19 protein-coding genes and 1 pseudogene are annotated in these 19,876 nt (G+C 67.6%); 14 read left to right on the top strand and 6 right to left on the bottom strand.

Features of this window, described 5'->3' with window-relative positions; translation table 11 throughout:
* Window positions 1-7 precede the first annotated feature (7 nt).
* From QE393_RS21210 to QE393_RS21165, 11 genes and pseudogenes are all read left to right on the top strand, one after another.
* The gene (locus tag QE393_RS21210) at window positions 8-496 is read left to right on the top strand and encodes an Lrp/AsnC ligand binding domain-containing protein (protein WP_007159864.1); all 489 of its coding nucleotides are present in this window, start codon (window positions 8-10) and stop codon (window positions 494-496) included.
* A gap of 108 nt (window positions 497-604) precedes the next feature.
* Window positions 605-709, top strand: a pseudogene (locus QE393_RS22700) (SAM-dependent methyltransferase); the annotation flags it as partial.
* A 36-nt stretch (window positions 710-745) separates the two neighbouring features.
* On the top strand, window positions 746-2,026 hold the full coding sequence (locus QE393_RS21205) for an FAD-binding oxidoreductase (RefSeq protein WP_310045478.1): 1,281 nt from the start codon (window positions 746-748) through the stop codon (window positions 2,024-2,026).
* On the top strand, window positions 2,023-3,573 hold the full coding sequence (locus QE393_RS21200; RefSeq protein WP_310045477.1) for a phospholipase D family protein: 1,551 nt from the start codon (window positions 2,023-2,025) through the stop codon (window positions 3,571-3,573). The genes QE393_RS21205 and QE393_RS21200 overlap by 4 nt, the downstream gene beginning before the upstream one ends.
* 501 nt (window positions 3,574-4,074) lie before the next feature.
* Window positions 4,075-5,124 (top strand): biotin synthase BioB, encoded by a 1,050-nt coding sequence (bioB, locus tag QE393_RS21195; protein ID WP_007159868.1) that lies wholly within the window; start codon window positions 4,075-4,077, stop codon window positions 5,122-5,124.
* Window positions 5,125-5,203: 79 nt separating this feature from the next.
* Complete coding sequence (bioF, locus tag QE393_RS21190) at window positions 5,204-6,379, top strand: 8-amino-7-oxononanoate synthase (protein WP_273805665.1); 1,176 nt, start codon at window positions 5,204-5,206, stop codon at window positions 6,377-6,379.
* 7 nt (window positions 6,380-6,386) lie between these two features.
* Complete coding sequence (locus QE393_RS21185; protein ID WP_310045476.1) at window positions 6,387-7,112, top strand: alpha/beta fold hydrolase; 726 nt, start codon at window positions 6,387-6,389, stop codon at window positions 7,110-7,112.
* On the top strand, window positions 7,093-7,890 hold the full coding sequence (gene bioC / locus QE393_RS21180) for a malonyl-ACP O-methyltransferase BioC (protein ID WP_310045475.1): 798 nt from the start codon (window positions 7,093-7,095) through the stop codon (window positions 7,888-7,890). The genes QE393_RS21185 and bioC overlap by 20 nt, the downstream gene beginning before the upstream one ends.
* Before the next feature lie 5 nt (window positions 7,891-7,895).
* Window positions 7,896-8,567, top strand: a complete 672-nt coding sequence (bioD, locus tag QE393_RS21175; RefSeq protein WP_310045473.1) for a dethiobiotin synthase — start codon at window positions 7,896-7,898, stop codon at window positions 8,565-8,567.
* Between the two features lie 76 nt (window positions 8,568-8,643).
* Entirely contained in the window at window positions 8,644-9,750 is a 1,107-nt protein-coding gene (locus QE393_RS21170) for a hypothetical protein (protein ID WP_310045472.1), read from the top strand.
* 89 nt (window positions 9,751-9,839) lie between these two features.
* Window positions 9,840-10,106, top strand: a complete 267-nt coding sequence (locus tag QE393_RS21165; RefSeq protein WP_273805660.1) for a hypothetical protein — start codon at window positions 9,840-9,842, stop codon at window positions 10,104-10,106.
* Window positions 10,107-10,158: 52 nt separating this feature from the next.
* On the opposite strand, the gene QE393_RS22695 is transcribed toward QE393_RS21165, so the two are convergent.
* Complete coding sequence (locus QE393_RS22695) at window positions 10,159-10,803, bottom strand: methyl-accepting chemotaxis protein (protein WP_405046313.1); 645 nt, start codon at window positions 10,801-10,803, stop codon at window positions 10,159-10,161.
* A 1,593-nt stretch (window positions 10,804-12,396) separates the two neighbouring features.
* On the opposite strand from QE393_RS22695, the gene QE393_RS21155 reads away from it, so the two are divergent.
* Together QE393_RS21155 and QE393_RS21150 are read left to right on the top strand one after the other, a co-directional pair.
* Window positions 12,397-12,969: a xanthine phosphoribosyltransferase gene (locus QE393_RS21155; RefSeq protein WP_027597415.1), complete on the top strand. Its 573-nt coding sequence runs from the start codon at window positions 12,397-12,399 to the stop codon at window positions 12,967-12,969.
* 3 nt (window positions 12,970-12,972) lie between these two features.
* Window positions 12,973-13,377 carry a YkgJ family cysteine cluster protein gene (locus QE393_RS21150; RefSeq protein WP_093255091.1) on the top strand — a complete coding sequence of 135 codons (405 nt, stop codon included), beginning with the start codon at window positions 12,973-12,975 and terminating at the stop codon, window positions 13,375-13,377.
* Between the two features lie 131 nt (window positions 13,378-13,508).
* On the opposite strand, the gene QE393_RS21145 is transcribed toward QE393_RS21150, so the two are convergent.
* Window positions 13,509-13,823, bottom strand: a complete 315-nt coding sequence (locus tag QE393_RS21145) for a YkgJ family cysteine cluster protein (protein WP_273805658.1) — start codon at window positions 13,821-13,823, stop codon at window positions 13,509-13,511.
* Between the two features lie 129 nt (window positions 13,824-13,952).
* Between QE393_RS21145 and QE393_RS21140 the strand changes: the two genes are divergently transcribed.
* A complete protein-coding gene (locus QE393_RS21140; RefSeq protein ID WP_133862054.1) occupies window positions 13,953-15,656 on the top strand; it encodes a penicillin-binding protein 2 in 1,704 nt (567 codons plus the stop codon).
* Between the two features lie 62 nt (window positions 15,657-15,718).
* Here the strand turns inward: QE393_RS21140 and QE393_RS21135 are convergent, their stop codons facing one another.
* The 4 genes from QE393_RS21135 to znuA form a co-directional block, all read right to left on the bottom strand.
* A complete protein-coding gene (locus QE393_RS21135; RefSeq protein WP_017642321.1) occupies window positions 15,719-16,171 on the bottom strand; it encodes a thioesterase domain-containing protein in 453 nt (150 codons plus the stop codon).
* 61 nt (window positions 16,172-16,232) lie between these two features.
* A complete protein-coding gene (locus QE393_RS21130; RefSeq protein WP_273805656.1) occupies window positions 16,233-17,627 on the bottom strand; it encodes an ATP-binding protein in 1,395 nt (464 codons plus the stop codon).
* A complete protein-coding gene (locus QE393_RS21125) occupies window positions 17,624-18,301 on the bottom strand; it encodes a response regulator transcription factor (protein WP_007159882.1) in 678 nt (225 codons plus the stop codon). Before QE393_RS21125 ends, QE393_RS21130 begins: the two co-directional genes overlap by 4 nt.
* A 518-nt stretch (window positions 18,302-18,819) precedes the next feature.
* On the bottom strand, window positions 18,820-19,812 hold the full coding sequence (gene znuA / locus QE393_RS21120) for a zinc ABC transporter substrate-binding protein ZnuA (protein WP_310045469.1): 993 nt from the start codon (window positions 19,810-19,812) through the stop codon (window positions 18,820-18,822).
* Window positions 19,813-19,876 lie beyond the last annotated feature (64 nt).

The following is a 19,876-nucleotide window of genomic DNA, read 5'->3' as shown; positions in this document are numbered from 1 at the left end:
CCCCGCGATGCGTACCCATCACCAGGCCAGACGCGAGCTGGACAAGATCGACCGCAACATCCTGCGCATCCTCCAGGACGATGGCCGCATCTCCTTCACCGAGCTGGGCGAACGGGTGGGGCTGTCCACCACGCCCTGCACCGAGCGCGTCCGCCGGCTGGAGCGCGAGGGCATCATCCAGGGCTACAACGCCCGCCTCAATCCGCAGCACCTCAAGGCCGGTCTGCTGGTATTCGTCGAGCTGAGCCTGGACTACAAGTCCGGCGACACCTTCGAGGAATTCCGCCGCGCCGTGCTCAAGCTGCCCCAGGTGCTGGAATGCCACCTGGTCTCCGGCGAATTCGACTACCTGGTCAAGGCGCGCATCTCCGAGATGGCCTCCTATCGCAAGCTGCTGGGCGACATCCTGCTCAAGCTGCCCCACGTGCGCGAATCCAAGAGCTACATCGTGATGGAGGAGATCAAGGAGACCCTGAGCCTGCCGGTGCCGGACTAGCGCTCGCCTGGCGATCCCGGCGCCTGAGGTCTAGGCTGCGGTCTTCGTCAGATCGGCCAGGAGGCCCGCGCCTAACTGGACGCCAGCCTGCTGCTGCAACGGCTGGAGGAGCATCCGCACTCCAATCGCGAGGCCGACTATGACCGCTACATCGGCCAGGCCGCCCAGTTGCCGATGAGCTTTACCCTGGTGGCTCACCGCCCGACGGCTTAGCATGGTCCTCTTGTCCCCAGCCGACCTCTGTCTTCCATGCAGCCCCACGCGCCTTCCTACTACGCCGCCACCGCCAACCAGACGCTGAGTGCTCCGCCCCTGGAGGGCGAGGTCCAGGCCGATGTCTGCGTGGTCGGCGGTGGCTTTTCCGGGCTCAATACCGCCCTGGAACTGGCCGAGCTCGGCGCCCGGGTGGTGCTGCTGGAGGCCCGCCGCATCGGCTGGGGCGCCAGTGGCCGCAACGGCGGCCAGCTGATCCGCGGCGTCGGCCATGACGTCGAGCAATTCGAATCGGTCGTCGGTGCCGAAGGGGTGCGCGAACTCAAGCGGCTGGGCTTCGAGGCGGTGGATCGGGTCCGCCAGCGCATCGCCCGCCATGGCATCGACTGCGATCTCACCTGGGGCTTCGCCGACCTGGCCAACAAGCCGCGCCACTGGCAGCACCTGCAGGAGGAGCATGCCGCGCTGCAGGCCCTGGGCTATCCCCATCCGCTGCGCCTGGTGCCCAAGGCCCAGCTGGCCGAAGTGGTCGGCTCCGACCGCTACCAGGGCGCTCTGGTGGACGAGGGCTCCGGCCACCTGCATCCGCTCAACCTGGCCCTCGGCGAAGCCGCCGCGGCCCGGGCGCTGGGCGTACAGCTGCACGAAGACAGCCAGGTCACCCGCCTGGAATACGGCCCCAAGGTGCGGGTGCATACCGCCCGCGGCCGGGTCTCGGCCGATACCCTGGTGCTCTGCTGCAACGCCTATATCGACGACCTGCAACCCGATCTCGCCGCCCAGGTGTTGCCGGCCGGCAGCTATGTGATCGCCACCGAGCCGCTGTCCGCCGAACGCGCCGCGCGCCTGTTGCCGGGCAATCGCGCGGTCTGCGACCAGAACGTGGCGGTGGACTACTTCCGCCTCTCCACCGACCGCCGCCTGCTGTTCGGCGGTGCCTGCCACTATTCCGGGCGCGATCCCAGGGACATCGCCGGCTACATGAGGCCGAAGATGCTGGAGGTGTTCCCCGAGCTGGCCGACGTCCGCATCGACTACGCCTGGGGCGGCATGATCGGCATCGGCGCCAATCGCCTGCCGCAGATCGGTCGGCTGCGCGAGCATCCCAACATCTTTTATGCCCAGGCCTATGCCGGCCACGGGGTCAACGCCACCCACCTGGCCGGCCATCTGCTGGCCGAGGCGATCCTGGCCCAGTCGGCCGGTTTCGATCTCTTCGCCCAGGTGCCCCATGCGCGCTTTCCCGGCGGTCGCCACCTGAGGTCGCCGCTGCTGGCCCTGGGCATGCTCTGGTATCGCCTCAAGGACAGCCTGTGATCCGTCTGGTCGTGCCTCTGCTGCTGGCGCTGCTGGCCGGCTGCGCCACCCCGATTCCGCGCCACGCCTCCCAGGTCCTGCCGGTCGCCGGCACCGCCCTCGACAGCCAGGTGCGCGCGGCCGGCGCCACGCACCCGGGCCGGTCGGGTCTGCGTCTGCTGGAAACCAGCACCGACGCCTTCACCGCTCGCGCCGAGCTGATCCGCAAGGCCGAGCGCAGCCTGGACATCCAGTACTACATCGTCCACGACGGCCTCACCACGCGGCTGCTGGTCAACGAATTGCTCAAGGCGGCGGATCGCGGCGTGCGCATCCGCTTTCTCATCGATGACACCAGCAGCGACGGCAACGACTACCAGATCGCCGTGCTGGCGGCCCATCCCAATGTGCAGATCCGCGTCTTCAATCCGCTGCACCTGGGTCGCAGCACCGGTCCGACCCGAGCCCTGGGCCGCCTGGTGGATCTCAACCATCAGCACAGACGCATGCACAACAAGCTGTGGCTGGCCGACGACAGCGTGGCCATCGTCGGCGGCCGCAATCTGGGCGACGAGTACTTCGATGCCCGCCCGGAGATGAACTTCACCGATCTCGATCTGCTCGCCGCCGGTCCGGTGGCGCGCCAGCTGGGCACCAGCTTCGACCAGTACTGGAACAGTCCGCTGAGCCAGCCGGCCCGGCGGCTGCGCTGGTTCGCCCCCTCGCCCACCGCCCTGGTGCGACTGCGCGCGCGGCTGCACCACTACCTCGACAGCGAACGCACCCGCGACCTGGCGCTGTACAACCGCCTGCGTCGCTACGCCACCGCGCCCCAGCTCGACGGCTGGCTGCGGGAGCTGACCTGGGCCCACGCCCAGGCGTTCTGGGATGCGCCGCGCAAGGTGCTGGCCGAGGACGAACCGGACTGGCAACTGCTGCTCACCCATCAGCTGCAACCGACCCTGGACGGCGCCCAGCGCGAACTGCTGCTGGTCTCCTCCTACTTCGTGCCGATGAATCAGGGGGTCGCCTACCTGGGTGGCCTGGCCGCCCGCGGCGTGGACGTCCGGGTGCTGACCAACGCCCTGGAGGCCACCGACGTGCCCGCCGTGCACGCCGGCTATGCGCCCTATCGCGCGGCCCTGCTGGCCCAGGGGGTCAAGCTCTATGAGTTGCGCGCCCGCCCGGACCAGAAACGATCCGCCCTGCCCTACAGCTTTGGCGAATCCGAATCCAGTCTGCACAGCAAGGCCATGGCCATCGACGGGCGCTGGTCCTTCATCGGCTCCTTCAATTTCGATCCGCGCTCGGTGCTGTGGAATACCGAGGTCGGCATCCTGGTGGACAGCCCGGCCCTCACCGGTCGCCTGCGCCAGCTGATGCTGCAGGGCATGGACCCGAGCGTCTCCTATGCGGTCAGGCGCGTCGAGGATCGGGGGCGGGTGCGGCTGGAATGGGTCAGCGAGCGAGACGGCCAGCCACGGGTGCTGCACCACGAACCGGGCAGCGCCTGGCGTCGCTTCAACGCCTGGGTGGTCAAGGCGGTCGGGCTGGAGCGGATGCTCTAGGCTTCGCCCTCCCCCCAACCCTCTCCCAAGGGGGGAGGGGGCTAGCTCGTAGGTTGGGTTGAGACAGCTCCACCGTCGAAGCCCAACAACCCACGCCGTGCCGACCCTGTCGTGCTTCGCTGGCGCTAAACCCAACCTACGCGCCCACTCCTCCGCACCGTAGGTTGGGTTGAGACAGCTCCACTGTCGAAGCCCAACAACCCACGCCGTGCCAACCCTGTTGGGCTTCGCTGGCGCTCAACCCAACCTACGCGCCCACTCCTCCGTACCGTAGGTTGGGTTGAGACAGCTCCACCGTCGAAGCCCAACGATCAGCACCACGCCAGCCCTGTTCAGCTTCGCTGCGATCAAGCCAAACCGGCGACGCCCTCAATCTCCCTGCAAAAAATCCGGCAATTGCTCATTTTATGAGCAGTAGTCAACCCAGACTTCGGCTAAGGTCGACCGCATTCATCGGCCCCGCTCCGGCACCCGGCCGTTTCAATGCATCGAGGATCTCCCATGAGCGCTACCGCCCTGCGTCACGACTGGACTCTCGCCGAAGTCCGCGCCCTGTTCCAGCAGCCCTTCAACGACCTGCTGTTCCAGGCCCAGGGCGTGCATCGCCAGCACTTCGATCCCAATCGCGTGCAGGTCTCCACCCTGCTGTCGATCAAGACCGGCGCCTGCCCGGAAGACTGCAAGTACTGCCCCCAGTCCGGCCACTACAACACCGGCCTGGAAAAGGAAAAGCTGATGGAGGTGCAGAAGGTGCTGGAGGCGGCCGCCGAGGCCAAGGCCATCGGCTCGACCCGCTTCTGCATGGGCGCCGCCTGGAAGCACCCGTCCGCCAAGGACATGCCCTATGTCCTGCAGATGGTGCAGGGCGTCAAGGCGCTGGGCCTGGAGACCTGCATGACCCTGGGCCGCCTGGACCAGGAGCAGACCCGCGCCCTGGCCGACGCCGGCCTGGACTACTACAACCACAACCTCGACACCTCGCCGGAGTTCTACGGCAACATCATCACCACCCGCACCTACGGCGAGCGCCTGCAGACCCTGGCCTACGTCCGTGAAGCCGGGATGAAGATCTGCTCCGGCGGCATCCTCGGCATGGGCGAGTCGGTGGATGATCGCGCCGGCCTGCTGATCCAGCTGGCCAACCTGCCCGAGCACCCCGAATCGGTGCCGATCAACATGCTGGTCAAGGTGCAGGGCACCCCGCTAGCGGAAGAGAAGGACGTCGATCCCTTCGACTTCATCCGCACCCTGGCGGTGGCACGCATCCTCATGCCCAAGTCCCATGTGCGCCTGTCCGCCGGTCGCGAGCAGATGAACGAGCAGATGCAGTCCCTGGCCTTCCTGGCCGGTGCCAACTCCATCTTCTACGGCGAGAAGCTGCTGACCACCGGCAACCCCCAGGCCGACAAGGACATGCAGCTGTTCGCCCGCCTCGGCATCCAGCCCGAAGCCCGCGAAGAGCACGCCGACGAGGTGCACCAGGCCGCCATCGAGCAGGCCCTGGTGGAACAGCGCAACAGCGAACTCTTCTACGACGCCGCCACCGCCTGACCCACGCCCCGCCCCGCTTCTACCCCTCTCTCTCTGGGAGGGCTGGGGTGAGGGGCCTTGCAACCTGATCGAGAACCCCATGGCCTTCGACCTCGCCGCCCGCCTGGCCCAGCGTCACGCCGAGCACCTCTATCGGCGGCGCCCGCTGCTGGAAGCCCCCCAGGGTCCCGAGGTGGTGGTGGATGGCGAACCCCTGCTGGCCTTCTGCAGCAATGACTATCTGGGCCTGGCCAATCACCCCCAGGTGATCGCCGCCCTGCGCGCGGGCGCCGAGCGCTGGGGCGTGGGCGGTGGCGCCTCGCACCTGGTGATCGGCCACAGCGGCCCGCACCACCAGGTCGAAGAGGCCCTGGCCGAACTCACCGGGCGGCCGCGCGCCCTGCTGTTTTCCACTGGCTACATGGCCAACCTGGCGGCGGTCACCGCCCTGGTCGGGCGTGGCGACACCGTACTGGAAGACCGCCTCAACCACGCCTCCCTGCTCGATGCCGGTCTGCTCAGCGGCGCGCGCTTCGGCCGCTATCTGCACAACGATCCCGTTAGCCTGGCCACGCGCCTGGCCAAGGCCGAAGGCGACACCCTGGTGGTCACCGACGGGGTCTTCAGCATGGATGGCGATCTGGCCGCCCTGCCCGAACTCTGCCAGGTCGCCCAGCGTCACGGCGCCTGGACCCTGGTGGACGATGCCCACGGCATCGGCACCCTGGGCGCCAGCGGTGGCGGCATCGTCGAGCACTTCGGCCTGGACCAGAGTCAGGTCCCGGTGCTGGTCGGCACCCTGGGCAAGGCCTGCGGCACCGCCGGGGCCTTCGTCGCCGGCAGCGAAGCGCTGATCGAGACGCTGATCCAGTTCGCCCGGCCCTACATCTACACCACCAGCCAGCCGCCGGCGGTGGCCTGCGCCACCCTCGCCGCCCTGCAGCTCGTCCGTGAGGAAGGCTGGCGCCGTGAGCTTCTGCACACTTTGATCCAGAGATTCCGCAGGGGCGCGACGGCTCTCGGCCTGGACCTTATGCTCAGCGCCACGCCGATCCAGCCCATCCTGGTCGGCGACAGCGCGCGCGCCCTCGCACTCTCCGCCGCCCTGCGCCGACGCGGGATCCTGGTCACCGCCATCCGACCGCCCACCGTACCGGCCGGCAGTGCCCGCCTGCGGGTAACCCTGACGGCGGCCCATCGCGAAGCGCACGTGGACCTCTTGCTCGACGCTCTGGCCCAGGCCATGGCCGAATTACCGCCTGACGCGGATAAGTGACCGACCCATGCGCGATACCCTGATCTTGCTGCCCGGCTGGGGCCTGGGCAACGCTCCGCTGGAGCCCCTGCGTGACGAACTCGTCGAGCAGGCACCCTTTCTCGACGTGCTGATCGAACCACTGCCGACCCTGACCGACACCCAGGCCTGGTTCACCGACCTGGAAGCCCGCATCGCCGAGGGCGGCTGGCTGGCCGGCTGGTCGCTGGGCGGCATGCTCGCCAGCGAATTCACCCTGCGCCGCCCCCAGGGCGTGCACGGCCTCATCACCCTGGCCAGCAATCCCTGCTTCGTCGCCCGCCCCGGCTGGCAGACCGCCATGGCGCGCAGCGTCTTCACCGATTTCTTCGAGGCCTGCTCGCTGGACGCCGACCAGACGCTCAGGCGTTTCACCCTGCTGGTGGCCCAGGGCGCGCGCGACAGCCGCACCCTCGCCCGCCAGCTGCAGGTGACCCTGCCCGAGATCGACCCCGAGGTGGTCATCGCCGGTCTGGAGCTGCTCGCGCGCCTGGACACCCGCGCCGCCCTGCAGGCCTTCGGCGGTCCCCAGCTGCACCTGTTCGGCGCCCATGACGCCCTGGTCCCGGCGACGGCTGCCCAGGCCCTGCGCGACGAGCTGCCCAACGCCCAGATCGAGGTCCTGGAGCACGCCAGCCATGGCCTGCCCCTGGAACGCCCGGACGAGGTGGCCACCCGTATCCGTGAATTCATCTATGCAGGACGCGATGGCTGACGTATTGCCCGACAAGCGCCAGGTGGCGCTGTCCTTTTCCCGCGCCGCCGCGCAGTACGACGGCGCCGCCCTGCTGCAACGCCGGGTCGCCGACGGCCTGCTCGCCCGGCTACCCGCTCTGCATCCGCAACGCTGGCTGGACCTCGGCAGTGGCACCGGCTATTGCAGCCGCGCCCTGGCCCAGCGCCATCCGCAGGCCCAAGGCCTGGCCCTGGATTTGGCGCCCGGCATGCTCCGCCATGCCCGTGCCCAGGGCGCCGGTGCCGGCCACTACCTGACCGCCGACGCCGAACGCCTGCCGCTGCGCGACGCCTGCTGCGATCTCGTCCTCTCCAGCCTGGCCCTGCAGTGGTGCCCGGACCTGCCCGCCGTGCTCGCCGAGGCGCGCCGCATCCTGCGGCCAGGCGGTGTGCTGGCCTTCAGCAGCCTGGTCGAAGGCACCCTCGACGAATTGCGCCAGAGCTGGGCCCAGGTGGACGACCAGGTGCACGTCAATCGCTTTCGCCGCCAGGCGGCCTATGCCGCCGCCGCCGCGGCCAGTGGCCTGCAGGTGCTGGGGCTGGACGTCGCGCCCGAGCGGCTGCACTTCCCCGATCTGCGCGCCCTGACCCAGCACCTCAAGGCCATCGGCGCTCACAACCTCAACCAGGGGCGTCCCCAGGGCCTCACCGGGCGCCAGCGCCTGGCTGCCTTCACCCAGGCCTACGAGGGCCTGCGCGAGCCCGCCGGCCTGCCCGCCACCTACCAGGTGATCCACGTCCTGCTGCGCAAGGAATGACCGCCATGCCCGCCTATTTCGTCACCGGCACCGACACCGAGATCGGCAAGACCACCATCGCCGCCGGCCTGCTGCACCGGGCCCGGCTGCAGGGCCTCGCCACCGCCGGGGTCAAGCCGGTGGCCTCCGGGTGCGAACGCACCGCCGAGGGCCTGCGCAACGGCGACGCCATGGCCCTGCTCGGCGAGACCTCGCTGCCGCTCGGTTACGGCGACATCAACCCCATCGCCCTGGAACCCGCCATCGCCCCGCACCTGGCGGCCCGCGAAGCCGGCATCGACCTCAGCGTCGCCGCCCTGGCCGCACCGGTGCGGCGGATCCTGGCGATGCAGGCCGACTTCAGCCTGGTGGAAGGCGCCGGTGGCTGGCGCGTGCCCCTGGCTGGCCGCGAGTCCCTGTCCGATCTCGCCCGCGAGCTGGGTCTGCCGGTGATCCTGGTGGTGGGTGTGCGCCTGGGCTGCATCAACCACGCCCTGCTCAGCGCCGAGGCCATCCTCGCCGATGGCCTGCCGCTGGCCGGCTGGGTCGCCAATCTGGTGGCGCCGGCCACCCTGCGCCTGGACGACAACCTCGCCACCCTGCACGAACGCCTGCCGGCGCCCTGCCTGGGCACGGTGCCACACCTGGCCGCGGCCACCCCTGCCGCGGTCGCCGCGCACCTGCGCCTGCCGGGCTGATATCAGTCTTTCGGGCGATGGCCGCAGGGCCAGGCCGGCGGCAGACTGCCCTGTCTACCGCTGCCGGATCGCCCCAGTGCCTACCTTCAAATTCCTGACCTGCCTGGGCCTGCTCGGCCTGACCAGCCATGCCTGGGCGCTGGACAACCAGACCCTCGTGGAGCAGCGCGGCGAGCGCCTCGGGGCCTTCCTCAATCAGGCGGCGGATACCCGCCAGGGCACCCTGGAGGTCAGCCAGAGCGGTCGTGCCAGCCAGGCCTATCTGACCCAGAGCGCCTCCCAGGGCGACCGTACCCGCGTCGAGCAGGGCGGCGTCGGCAACTTCACCAACGTCACCCAGGCGGCCGGCGGTGCGCGCGAGGTCCTCATCGACCAGCGCGAGGCCAGCCAGAGCCACGCCTATGTCTATCAGGGCCATGGCCAGCGCAACACGGTGGACATCGTCCAGCGCGGCCTGCTCGACGAAGCCCTGGTGCGCCAGGGCGGTGACGACCAGCAGCTGCGCATCGAGCAACAGGGCGAGCGCAACGGACTGAATCTGTTCCAGGACGGTCGCGACAGCGTTGCGCGACTCAGGCAGGTGGGCGCCGATCATGTCCAGGACGTGCTGAGCCTGGGCGCCCGCAACGAGGTCGAGCTGCTGCAGGGCGGCGGTGCCAATCGGGCGGAGGTCGAGCAGCGGGGTGACGACAATCGGGCGACGATTCGCCAGAGCACGCGACAGCAGGAGGCGGAGCTGGTCCAGATCGGCCAGCGCAACGGCGCGACGGTGCAGCAGAACAGCCTCGCCGATCGACCCCAGCGCGTCAGCGTGCGACAGCTGGGCGACGACAATGCCGTCCAGGCGAACGTGACCGGCAATGGCAATCGCCTCGATCTGCAACAGCAGGGCAAGCGCAACAGCGCCAGCGTCCTGATCGGCGGTGACGACTCCCGCCTGACCCTGGCTGCCCAGGGCAACGATAACGAGATCAGTGCGGTCTGGGTGGGCGACAACGTCGAGCTTGGCGTCGAGCAGTTGGGCGACGGCCATCTCCTGCAGGCGGGACTGGCCAGCGACGCCCGGGTCAGCGTCAGCCAGCAGGGCGCCGGCCAGTACGCCTCGATCAGTCAGGCAGGCCCGGGCAACGGCCTCGATCTGCGCCAGAGCGGCCAGGGCAACCGGGCGACCATCCGGCAATAGCCGGACACAGGCGGCGACACGGGCTGCTGGTTCTTTGGCGTCAAAGCTGCTTCAATAGCCCTTTGACATCACCGTCGAGGACCCTGTCCATGAACGTGACCTCAAGCAATTCACTTTACGCCGGGGTGCAGGCCTACCAGAACGGCAGCCGCACGGTCGAAAAGGCCGGTGCCGCCCTCGCCTCCCAGACGGCGCGCAACGAGCAGGACGCCCTGGGCGCGACCACCAACAGCCAGGCCGATCTGGCCAGCGAACTGGTCAATCTGGATGTCGGCAAGTACCAGGCATTGGCCGGTACCAAGGTCATGCAGGCCTCGCAGGAAACCCTGGGCCGGCTGCTCGATACTCGCGCCTGATCAGCCATGCTTTGAATGGAAGGGGCGCCCCGAGAGGCGCCCCTTCTGCGTTCTAGCCCAGGCGGAAACGGGTGGTGTTGGCCGTCAGGGTGCGACTGCCCGCCTCCAGACCCACCGCCGTGCTCTGCACCGTGCGCGCGTTGCCGAGCAGATCGGCCGCGGCCCCATCGACCTGCTGGATGTTGCCACTGACCTGATCGGCGGTGACCGCCTGCTGCTCGGCGGCGGTGGCGATCTGCACCAGGGTGTCGGAGACGCCCTGTACCGACTCGGCGATCTCTTCCAGTCGCCGTCCCAGCCCGGTGATCGACTGGGCGTCGCTGGCGGCCTGGCCGCAGGCATCCTGCATCAGGGACACGGCCTGGGCCACGGTGCCGCTCAGGCTGCCAACGGTCCCGGCGATCTGCGCCGTGGAGGCCTGGGTGCGCTGCGACAGCGAGCGCACCTCGTCGGCGACCACCGCGAACCCCCTTCCCTGGTCACCCGCCCGGGCCGCCTCGATGGCGGCGTTGAGCGCCAGCAGGTTGGTCTGTTCGGCGATGCCGCGGATGACGTCCACCACCTGCTGGATCTGTCCGGCCTGGGCATTGACCTGGGCCATAGCCGCCGCCGTCTCGTCCAGGCGCTGGTTAAGGCGCTGGATGCTGGCCGTGGTCTGGCGACTGTCGCTCTGGCTGGCCTCGGCGATGCCGCGCATCTGCTCGGCGCGGCCGGCGGCCTCTTCGCAACTCCGCGCCACGCCCTGGGCGGTGGCGGCCAGTTCGGTGGCCGCGGTGGCGATCTGGGTGATCTGCTGGCGCTGGGCTTCCACGGCCCCCAGCGCCGCCTCGGCCTGCTGACCCAGCTCGCCGGAAGCCGTGCCCACCTGGCGACTCTCCTGCTCGACCGCCTGCAGGCTGCCGCGCAGCTGCACCACGGCCAGGTCCAGGGCGCGCCCGATCTCGGCCAGTTCGTCCTCGCCACTCACCTGGGCCGAGCGGGTCAGATCGCCATCGCGCAGGCCTTCGGCCAGGGTGGTGATGCGCCGCGCACTGCCGCGAATGGCGGTCTGCATGCATAGCAGCAGATAGCAGGTCACCACCAGCAGCAGACCGAAGCCGACGGCGATGGCGCCAAAGCTGCGCACGGCATCGGCGCCATAGTATTGCAGCCGTTGATCCAGGTTCTGCAGGGTCTGCTGGCGGAAGGTCTGCAGACCCTGCAGAACCCCGTCCAGGGTGGCTTCGAACTGCTCCGGCTTGAGCGTGATCTCGCCGCCGAACACCCCCTGATCGAGGGTCTTGAGACTGGCGTCCAGCTGGCTGCTGACCTTCTGGTAGTCGTCCTTCCAGCCGGCCATGTCGGCGGGCAGCTTGTTGCCGAGCAGGACGGCGACCTTGGCCAGGCTCTCGCTGGAGTCGCCGACACGCGCGCGCAGGTCGCGCAGCTGCAGGCGGCTCTGCAGGCTGAACTGGCCGGAGACCACACTGGCCTGACCGACGCTGGCCAGGCGGCCGAGGCGTTCGTACAACTCGACCGACTGGGTGGTGCCGATCTGCATCAGCAGATAGGTTTCCAGCCAAGGGTCGAGGATGAGACCACTGTCCAAGGCGATTTCCTCGCGCAGCGCCTGGACGGCGCCAAGGGCAGCGGTGAATCTGTCATAGCCATCTGGCCACCAGCCCAACCCGCGCAAGTCGTTGACCTCGAGACCGGCGAGCGCCTGCTGCAGGGTCTTGAAACGGGCCTGCACATCCGCGCCGGCCCCTTCGATCTCCAGTTGCTGTCCGAGCCGGGCGAGCCGCTCGCGACGACTGTCGTCGCGACTTTCCAGGGCGGCGATGGCGGCCTGCACGGCCGGCGTCTGCTGCCGACTGGTGTCGATCGCCTTCCAGCGCGCGGTCAGGTTGCGCCGGAGGGTGAGTTCTTCTTCTACGGCGTCGAGCCGTTGCAGCAGCCGCACGCCACTGCGCTCGCCACTGACGGTGGCCAGCCTGGCCTGGAAATCGGCGCCCAGCAGCCAGAGACTGACCGCCAGGGGGAGGATGAACAGCACCAGCAGCAGGGCGAACTTGCGGGCGAAGCTGAACTGGCTCAGCACGCGAATCCCCGGTGACAACAAAACACCCATGTTCGACCACTCCTGTGCCAGCCACCGGCAAGCGTCAGCTATCCGTTGCGGATAGCGATAAGACGATTTGTCGGCAAACTAACGACTTTCTTGAAAGATAGGGCACAATCGCCGCCCTCCCGTATTCCCCGACCCGGTCCTGTACTCAGGCCCGGGCGTTGCCGTTAAAGGACCGTCCGCGTGGAACGCCTCAAAGCCAAGATTCGCAGCGAAGGCCAAGTACTCTCCGAGCAGGTGCTCAAGGTCGATGCCTTCCTCAACCACCAGATCGATCCGGCGCTGATGCGCGACATCGGTCAGGAGTTCGCCCGCCGTTTCGCCGACGCCGGCATCACCAAGATCGTGACCATCGAAGCCTCGGGGATCGCTCCGGCGGTGCTGACCGGACTGGAGCTGGGCGTGCCGGTGATCTTCGCCCGCAAGCACCAGTCGCTGACCCTGACCGACAACCTGCTGGTGGCCAGCGTCTATTCCTTTACCAAGCAGACGGAAAGTACGATCGCTGTCTCTACCATGCACCTTTCGTCCGACGATCGGGTGCTGATCATCGACGACTTCCTCGCCAACGGTAAGGCGGCCAAGGCGCTGATCTCCATCATCGGTCAGGCCGGGGCCCAGGTCGCCGGCCTTGGCATCGTCATCGAGAAGTCCTTCCAGGTTGGTCGCGCCGAACTGGATGCCCAGGGCTATCGCGTCGAATCCCTGGCCCGTGTCGCCTCCCTGGCCGATGGTCAGGTCACCTTCGCCGAGTAAGCCATGGCTCAGATACTGCGCATTCTCGGTGCCGATCTCGATCGCACCGAAACCTGGATCCGTTACGACAAGGCCATGTGCCTGGACTGCGTGTCCAGCTGCTGCACCCTGCCGGTGGAAGCCCGCCTGTCCGATCTGATCCGCATGGGCGTGGTGGATGAGTTCGAGAAGGGCGAGCCGCTCAAGGACATCGCCAAGCGGCTCAAGAAGGACGGCGTGGTCGAACGCCTCAACGCCAAGACCGGGTTGTTCACCCTGGTGCGGCTGTCCAACAACGACTGCATCTATCTGCATCCCAAGACGCGGCTGTGCACCATCTACGACCAGCGCCCGGAAACCTGCCGCAACCACCCAAGGGTCGGCCCGCGCCCGAACTACTGCGCCTACAAGCCGCAGAAGCTGCGTTAGACGGCGGCCCATCGTCGGTTGGGTTGAGCGCTAGCGAAGCGTGTCATGACATGCCTGCATTGTTAGGCTTCGACGAAGCAGCCGTCTCAACCCAACCTGCGGTCTATCGCGGCCCTGGCCACAACAAGACGCTAGAACTCACCGCTCTCCATCGCCCTTTTCATGTCCGCCCGTTCTTCCAGGCATTCCGGACCGGCCATGTCGAAGATCCGACAGACCCACGGGCGTACCTCGTAGATGCTGCAGTTCATCTCTTCGCGATCCAGGGCCGCGCACCAGCCGTCGTCGAGACGCTTCATGCGGGTGCCGGTCCAGTCTTCCTCGATGTAACGGGCAGGCACGCCGGCATCGTCGAACAGCAGGACTTCCTGGCGGCAGCACCAGGCCTGACAGCTCTCGCAGGTCACGGTAGGGGTGGAAAGGTCATGCAGGGGGATGTCACTCATGTGCGCAGTGTACCGCCCCTGACCGCCCAGCGGTTTCCGGCCGATGGCTGGACCAGTTACCATGCGCGTCCCTGACGGTTGTAACCAGTTGTGACCATGCCCAAGCCCTCTTCTCGCGCAGGAGCCGCCATGACGGCCGCACCCCGCTATCGCTTCTATGTCGTGGTCGCCGTGCTGATCCTGCTGACCTGCGTGGTCGCCGGCCGCATCACCTACCTCAAGCTGATCGATGCCGCCTTCCTCGGTGACCAGGGCGACCGCCGCTCGGTGCGCCACATTCCCATTCCGGTCACCCGCGGCATGATCACCGACCGCAACGGTGCGCCCCTGGCGGTTTCCACCGAGGTGGTGACCATCTGGTGCAACCCGGCGGAGATGCAGGACAGCGCCGACCAGCTGGGTCGCCTGGCCCAGGCCATCCACAAGCCCGAGGCGGAATTGCGCAACCTGATCCTCGGCCATCCGGAAAAGCACTTCCTCTACCTGGCCCGGGCGCTGTCGCCCATCGATGGCGAGAACATCATGGCCCTCGGCGTGCCCGGGGTACGCCAGATCAAGGAATACAAGCGCTATTACCCCAGCTCCGACCTGGTGGCCCAGGTGATCGGCATGGTCAACATCGACGGCCATGGCCAGGAGGGGCTGGAACTGGGCTTCGAGGACTGGCTGGCCGGCAAGGGCGGCGTGCGTGAGGTGCTGATCAATCCGCGGGGCTCGGTGGTCAAGAACATCCGCGTGGTGCGCCAGCCGCAACCGAGCAAGGACGTCGCCCTGTCCATCGACCTGCGCCTGCAATTCATCGCCTATCGCGCGCTGCAGACCGCGGTGGAGAAGTTCGGCGCCCAGTCCGGGTCGGCGGTGCTGGTCAATCCCAAGACCGGCCAGATCCTGGCGATGACCAACTTCCCCTCCTACAACCCCAACAACCGCGCCACCCTGCAGATCCCCAACATGCGCAACCGCACCCTGACCGACGCCTTCGAGCCCGGTTCGGTGATCAAGCCGTTCAGCATGTCGGTGGCCCTGGCCTCGGGCAAGTTCAACGAGAACAGCACCGTGGACGTGGCGCCGGGCTGGATGACCATCGACGGCCATACCATCCACGACGTGGCCAAGCGCGGCGTGCTGACCATGACCGGGGTGCTGCTCAACTCGTCCAACATTGGCATGAGCAAGGTGGCCCTGCAGATCGGGCCGCTGCCCATCTACGAGCAGCTCAGCCGGGTCGGCTTCGGCAATCCCCTGGCACTGGGCTTCCCGGGCGAGAACGCCGGCTACCTGCCCGGCCACACCAAGTGGTCGCAGATCGCCACGGCCAGTATGTCCTTTGGCTACAGCCTGGCGGTCAACGTCGCCGAACTGGCCCAGGCCTACTCGGTGATCGCCAACGATGGCCAGCTGACGCCCCTGACCCTGCTCAAGGACCAGAAGCAGCAGAGCGTCCAGGCCATGGACCCGACCATCGCCCGGCGCATCCGCATGATGCTCAACCACGTGGTGGAAGACGACGGCGGCGTGATCCGCGCCCGGGTGCCCGGCTATCACGTGGCCGGCAAGTCGGGTACCGCGCGCAAGGCCGGCTCCGGCAGCTACACCGAGCACGCCTATCGCTCGATGTTCGTCGGCATGGCACCGGCGGCCGATCCCAAGCTGGTGCTGGCGGTAATGCTGGATACCCCGACCAAGGAAGGCTACTTCGGCGGCCTGGTCTCGGCGCCGACCTTCAGCGAGATCATGTCCGGTGCCCTGCGGGCCCTGGCCGTACCGCCGGACAACCTGCCCGACACCAATACCGCCCAGCAGGCTAAGTCCGAGCCGCACCCCCACGGCTAGCCGGGGAACGGCCACAAAAAAGGGCGACCCTAGGGTCGCCCTTTTGCATGCCACGCCCTCTGTCAGCGGTGCAGCACGTACTGACCGGTGAAGCGCACCCCATCCTCACCGCTCTCGGTGACGATGCGCGACTGCAGGGTGATGCGCGCGCGACCGCGGCGGCGGAAGGTGGTCTCGAAGCGTTCCCAGGCGCGCGCCTCGGGCGGTTCGCCATAGGCCAGGGCGTCGGCGGTGATGGGCCGCGGATAGCTGATCTGGCCTTCCTGGATGAGGATGTGGCCTTCTTCGATGCCGGCTTCGCGCAGACGCAGGTACAGCCAGCCCCAGCCGGCCAGCACGGCCACGCAATAGAGACTGCCGCCGAACATGGTGCTGGCGTGGTTGATGTTGGCATCCAGCGGAGCATGCAGCTGCAGGCGCTGCTCGCTCCAGTCGCGGACTTCCAGGCCCAGGGCCTTGGTGATGGGAATATCGTGGTGCAACAGGGATTCGAGGTGACGGCAGTCGCGGCTCATGCCGGGGTCCTTACAGACAGAATTTCACTATCAGGAGCAGACGCAAGCCATGACCCATGGGTCACGTCCTGGCGCCATTGTGCACCAAGGAAGGCCGCTCCGGGGAAATCGCCGCCGGCAGGCGGAAGCGGATACGGGCGCCGCCCAGACTCGACTCGTCGATGGTCAGGCTGCTGCGATAGCCTTCGAGAATGTCCTGCACCACCGCCAGGCCGATGCCCTGCCCAGGGTGCCGGCTGTCCATGCGCATGCCGCGGCGCAGCACGCTTTCACGCCGTTCGGCAGGGATGCCGGGACCGTCATCCTCGATATCGAGCACCCAGTGCTCGGTATGGCGACGGGCGCTGACCCGCACCTGGGTCAGGCAGAGGCGATAGGCGTTTTCCAGGAGATTGCCGAACACCTCCAGCATGGCGGCTTCCTCGGCCTGCACCCGCAGATTCGGCGGCAGGTCCATTTCGGCCTGGACGCGTTTCTCGGCATAGACCTTGTCCAGGGTGCTGAACAGAGATTCCAGCAACGGCGCCAGCTCCAGCGGCCGGCTGAGCACCGCGCCGCCCTGACGGGTGGCCCGCTGCAACTGGTACATCACCTGCTGGTTCATGCGCTCGATCTGGGTCTGCAGGGTGCCGACTTCCTGATCCAGCTGCGGCCGCCGGCGCAATTCTTCGGTCACCCCCTGCAACACCGCCAAGGGGGTCTTCAGGCTGTGGGCAAGATCGCCCAGGGTGTCGCGGTAGCGCTCGCGCTGCAGCCGTTCGTGGTCGAGCAGGCGGTTGAGCGAGCGGATCAGGCGGCTGATCTCGCTGGGTACGTTCTTTTCGTCGAGCAGCTCGCGCTGGTCGGTTTCCACCGCGTCCAGCTGCTGGCTGAGGCGGCGCAGCGGTCTCAGGCTCCATTGCATGACCAGGGCCAGCAATACCAGCAGCGCACCCAGCACCCCGACCAGCCAGAGAATCACCTGGTGCACGAAGGTCGCGCGCAGCCGCTCGTACTCCTCGGCGGGTTGCATGGTGACCACGCTGAAGCCGGCCACCGGCGGATTGCCCAGCAGCACCTCGCGATCGAAGACGAAGAAGCCCTGGCCCTGGTCGTCGGTGGCCTTGACCAGCTTGACCCCGCCCCCGTCGAAGGTCGGCCGGTAGTTGGGCCGCTCCTTGATCGCCGAGCGCGAGCGCCAGAGCAGGCGACCGTTCTGGTCGTAGACGTAGCCGAGGATCGGTGAACCGGGTCGGTCGAAGACCTCTTCGGCGATCATCTCCGGCATTGCCAAGCGCCCGTCGATGGCCCGCGCCGCGCCGATCAGGGTGTTGGCGTTGGCCTCCAGCCGTGCGGCGACGAAGTTTTCCACGGTACGGTCGAACGCATTGCGGATCGCCGGCACGATCAGCGCCAGGCAGACGATCACCAGCAGCGCCGCGCTGAGCAGCAGCCGCACGCGAAAGGAACGGATCACTGGCAGCGCTCGGTGAACAGGTAGCCGCGGCCCCGGACCGTTTCGATGGGTTGCATCTGGCAGCTGGCCTCCAGCTTGCGCCGCAGGCGGCCAACCAGCACCTCGATGACGTTGCTGTCGTGCTCGCCATCATCGTCGTAGAGCTGCTCCATGAGCCGCTCCTTGGTGATCACCTGCTGGTGGTTGCGCATCAGGTATTCCAGCAGGCGGTATTCGTAGGCGGTCAGCTGCAGCGGCTGTTCTTCATTGAAGGCCTGCTGGCGGCCCAGGTCCAGCTTCAGCGACCCGGCGCGGATGCTTGGCTGGACGAAACCCGCCGAGCGACGCAGCAGCACATTGAGGCGCGCCTCCAGCTCTTCGAACTGGAAGGGCTTGACCACGTAGTCGTCCGCCCCGGCACCGAGGCCCTCGACCTTGTCCTGCCAGCTGCCGCGGGCCGTGAGGATGAGGATTGGCAGGGTGGCACCCTGGTTGCGCAGCTGACGGATCAGATCGAGGCCGCTCATGCCGGGCAGGCCCAGGTCGATGATGGCGAGATCGTGATGGAATTCGCGGGCGCTGTAGAGCGCTTCTTCCGCATCGGCCACGGCATTGACGACATGACCGGCTTCACCCAGACGCACCTTGAGGTGGTGGCGCAGCAGGTTTTCGTCTTCGACGACGAGGATCTTCATGCAGACTCCTGAACAGCTAACGAGACTCTCTGTGGCTGCGACCGCACGTAGTTCACGCTGCGCGCAGCGACGCCCGGGTACCGATTATGGCGGCTTTGGCGGGCTGACGGCGAGCGCGGGGAATACATGGACGGGGTCACTCACTTTATTCCAGGCAAAAAAAACCTCTCCAGTTGGAGAGGTAAGGAGCACTTCATGGGGATCGGAAACTGCCGTTGGGGGACGGCTCCGTCGCGAGACGGCTACAGGAGACCAGAGCTGACTTGGTGACCCTGCAGTGGAGTTACAAGGATGAACATCGCCAGGTCGGGTCGAAGTGTCCGGACGATCTGCCGTAGCGGGAGCTGCGCTAGGGTGAACATGTCCGGGCGACCTCGGCGTTGCTGATCTGACAGTTGCAGATTAGGCCAATGGCCCTGAACGCTGCCTGAACTCGTCCTGAACGCAAGCTGAACGGCCGCGAAGTGGCCCAAGGGCGACGGATGGCAGCGGTTGCCGCTCCGTCGCCTGGCAGCGCTTCAGGGCAGCTTGCTCAGGCAGCCACCCAGGGTGTCGGCGACGTTCTGCAGGAGCTGGCCATAGCCTCCGGCACCGGCCGGAATGTGCGCGCCGAGGGGATCGAGCTCCACCAGGGTCACCGGCAGACCGCTGCTCAGGGTGGTGGCGATCTTTGGCTGCAGTGGCGGCTCGGTGAAGACGCAGGTCGGGCCGGCGGCCTTGAGTTCTTCGCGCATGGCGGCCACGTGGCGGGCGCCGGGCTGGACGTCGGCGCCCAGGGCGAAGACGCCGCGATGGCTCAGGCCATAGGCTTCCTCGAAATAGTCGAAGGCTTCGTGGAAGACGAAATAGGGCTTGCCGGCCAGTGGCGCCAGCTGGGTGCGCAGGCTCTGGTCCTTGGCGGCCAGGCCGCTTTCGAAGGTCTTGAGGTTGGCCGCATAGCGCTGCGCATTGGCCGGATCGGCCTGGCTCAGGTCGGCGGCCAGCCGGGTGGCGATCACCCGGGCATTGGCCGGGCTCAGCCAGAGGTGGGCATCCAGGCTGCCCGGACGATGGTCGTGGTCGTGGGCGTATTGCGGTTCGCCGCCCTGTTCCTCACCGTGCGCATGCTCGTGCTCGTGCTCGTGCTCGTGCTCATCGCCGTGATCGTCGTCATGGGCGTCCGCATGCTCTTCGCCGAAGCGGCGCAGGTGCAGGCCGGGCAACTCCTGGATGGCCAGGCTGGGGCCCTGGCGTTCCTTGAGCACCGCCGGCAGGAAGGTCTCCAGATCCGGGCCGATCCAGTAGACCAGGTTGGCCTCGCGCACCTGGCGCAGGTCCGAGGGCCGCAGGGCGTAATGGTGCGGCGAGGCGCCCGGCGGCAGCAGCACGGCGGGCTGGCCGGCGCCGTCCTGGATGGCCGCGGCGATCAGTTGCAGGGGCTTGATGCTGGTCAGCACCTTCACCTCGGCCTGGGCGGGCAGCAGGGTGCAGGCGAGCAGCAGGGAGGCGACGAGGGGTAGGAGGCGCGGCACGTGAAAATCCCGATTCTTAAGAGAGGTGCAATATAATAACGTCCTGGCTCCCAAGGTACTGTTT

This window comes from Pseudomonas sp. SORGH_AS_0211, from assembly GCF_031453455.1.
In the GTDB taxonomy this organism is placed as follows: Bacteria; Pseudomonadota; Gammaproteobacteria; order Pseudomonadales; family Pseudomonadaceae; genus Chryseomonas; species Chryseomonas aestiva.
Note: the sequence above shows the minus strand (reverse complement) of the source record. Positions and strands in the feature narration are given on the sequence as shown.

Bases quoted from the DNA above. Each gene is read 5' to 3' on its own strand.
- QE393_RS21210 (WP_007159864.1), top strand. From the start codon at position 8: ATGCGTACCCATCACCAGGCCAGACGCGAGCTGGACAAGATCGACCGC.
- QE393_RS21205 (WP_310045478.1), top strand. From the start codon at position 746: ATGCAGCCCCACGCGCCTTCCTACTACGCCGCCACCGCCAACCAGACG.
- bioB (WP_007159868.1), top strand. From the start codon at position 4,075: ATGAGCGCTACCGCCCTGCGTCACGACTGGACTCTCGCCGAAGTCCGC.
- bioF (WP_273805665.1), top strand. From the start codon at position 5,204: ATGGCCTTCGACCTCGCCGCCCGCCTGGCCCAGCGTCACGCCGAGCAC.
- QE393_RS21185 (WP_310045476.1), top strand. From the start codon at position 6,387: ATGCGCGATACCCTGATCTTGCTGCCCGGCTGGGGCCTGGGCAACGCT.
- bioC (WP_310045475.1), top strand. From the start codon at position 7,093: ATGCAGGACGCGATGGCTGACGTATTGCCCGACAAGCGCCAGGTGGCG.
- bioD (WP_310045473.1), top strand. From the start codon at position 7,896: ATGCCCGCCTATTTCGTCACCGGCACCGACACCGAGATCGGCAAGACC.
- QE393_RS21165 (WP_273805660.1), top strand. From the start codon at position 9,840: ATGAACGTGACCTCAAGCAATTCACTTTACGCCGGGGTGCAGGCCTAC.
- QE393_RS22695 (WP_405046313.1), bottom strand. From the start codon at position 10,803: ATGCGCGGCATCGCCGAGGCCAGCCAGAGCGACAGTCGCCAGACCACG.
- QE393_RS21150 (WP_093255091.1), top strand. From the start codon at position 12,973: ATGGCTCAGATACTGCGCATTCTCGGTGCCGATCTCGATCGCACCGAA.
- QE393_RS21145 (WP_273805658.1), bottom strand. From the start codon at position 13,823: ATGAGTGACATCCCCCTGCATGACCTTTCCACCCCTACCGTGACCTGC.
- QE393_RS21140 (WP_133862054.1), top strand. From the start codon at position 13,953: ATGACGGCCGCACCCCGCTATCGCTTCTATGTCGTGGTCGCCGTGCTG.
- QE393_RS21135 (WP_017642321.1), bottom strand. From the start codon at position 16,171: ATGAGCCGCGACTGCCGTCACCTCGAATCCCTGTTGCACCACGATATT.
- QE393_RS21125 (WP_007159882.1), bottom strand. From the start codon at position 18,301: ATGAAGATCCTCGTCGTCGAAGACGAAAACCTGCTGCGCCACCACCTC.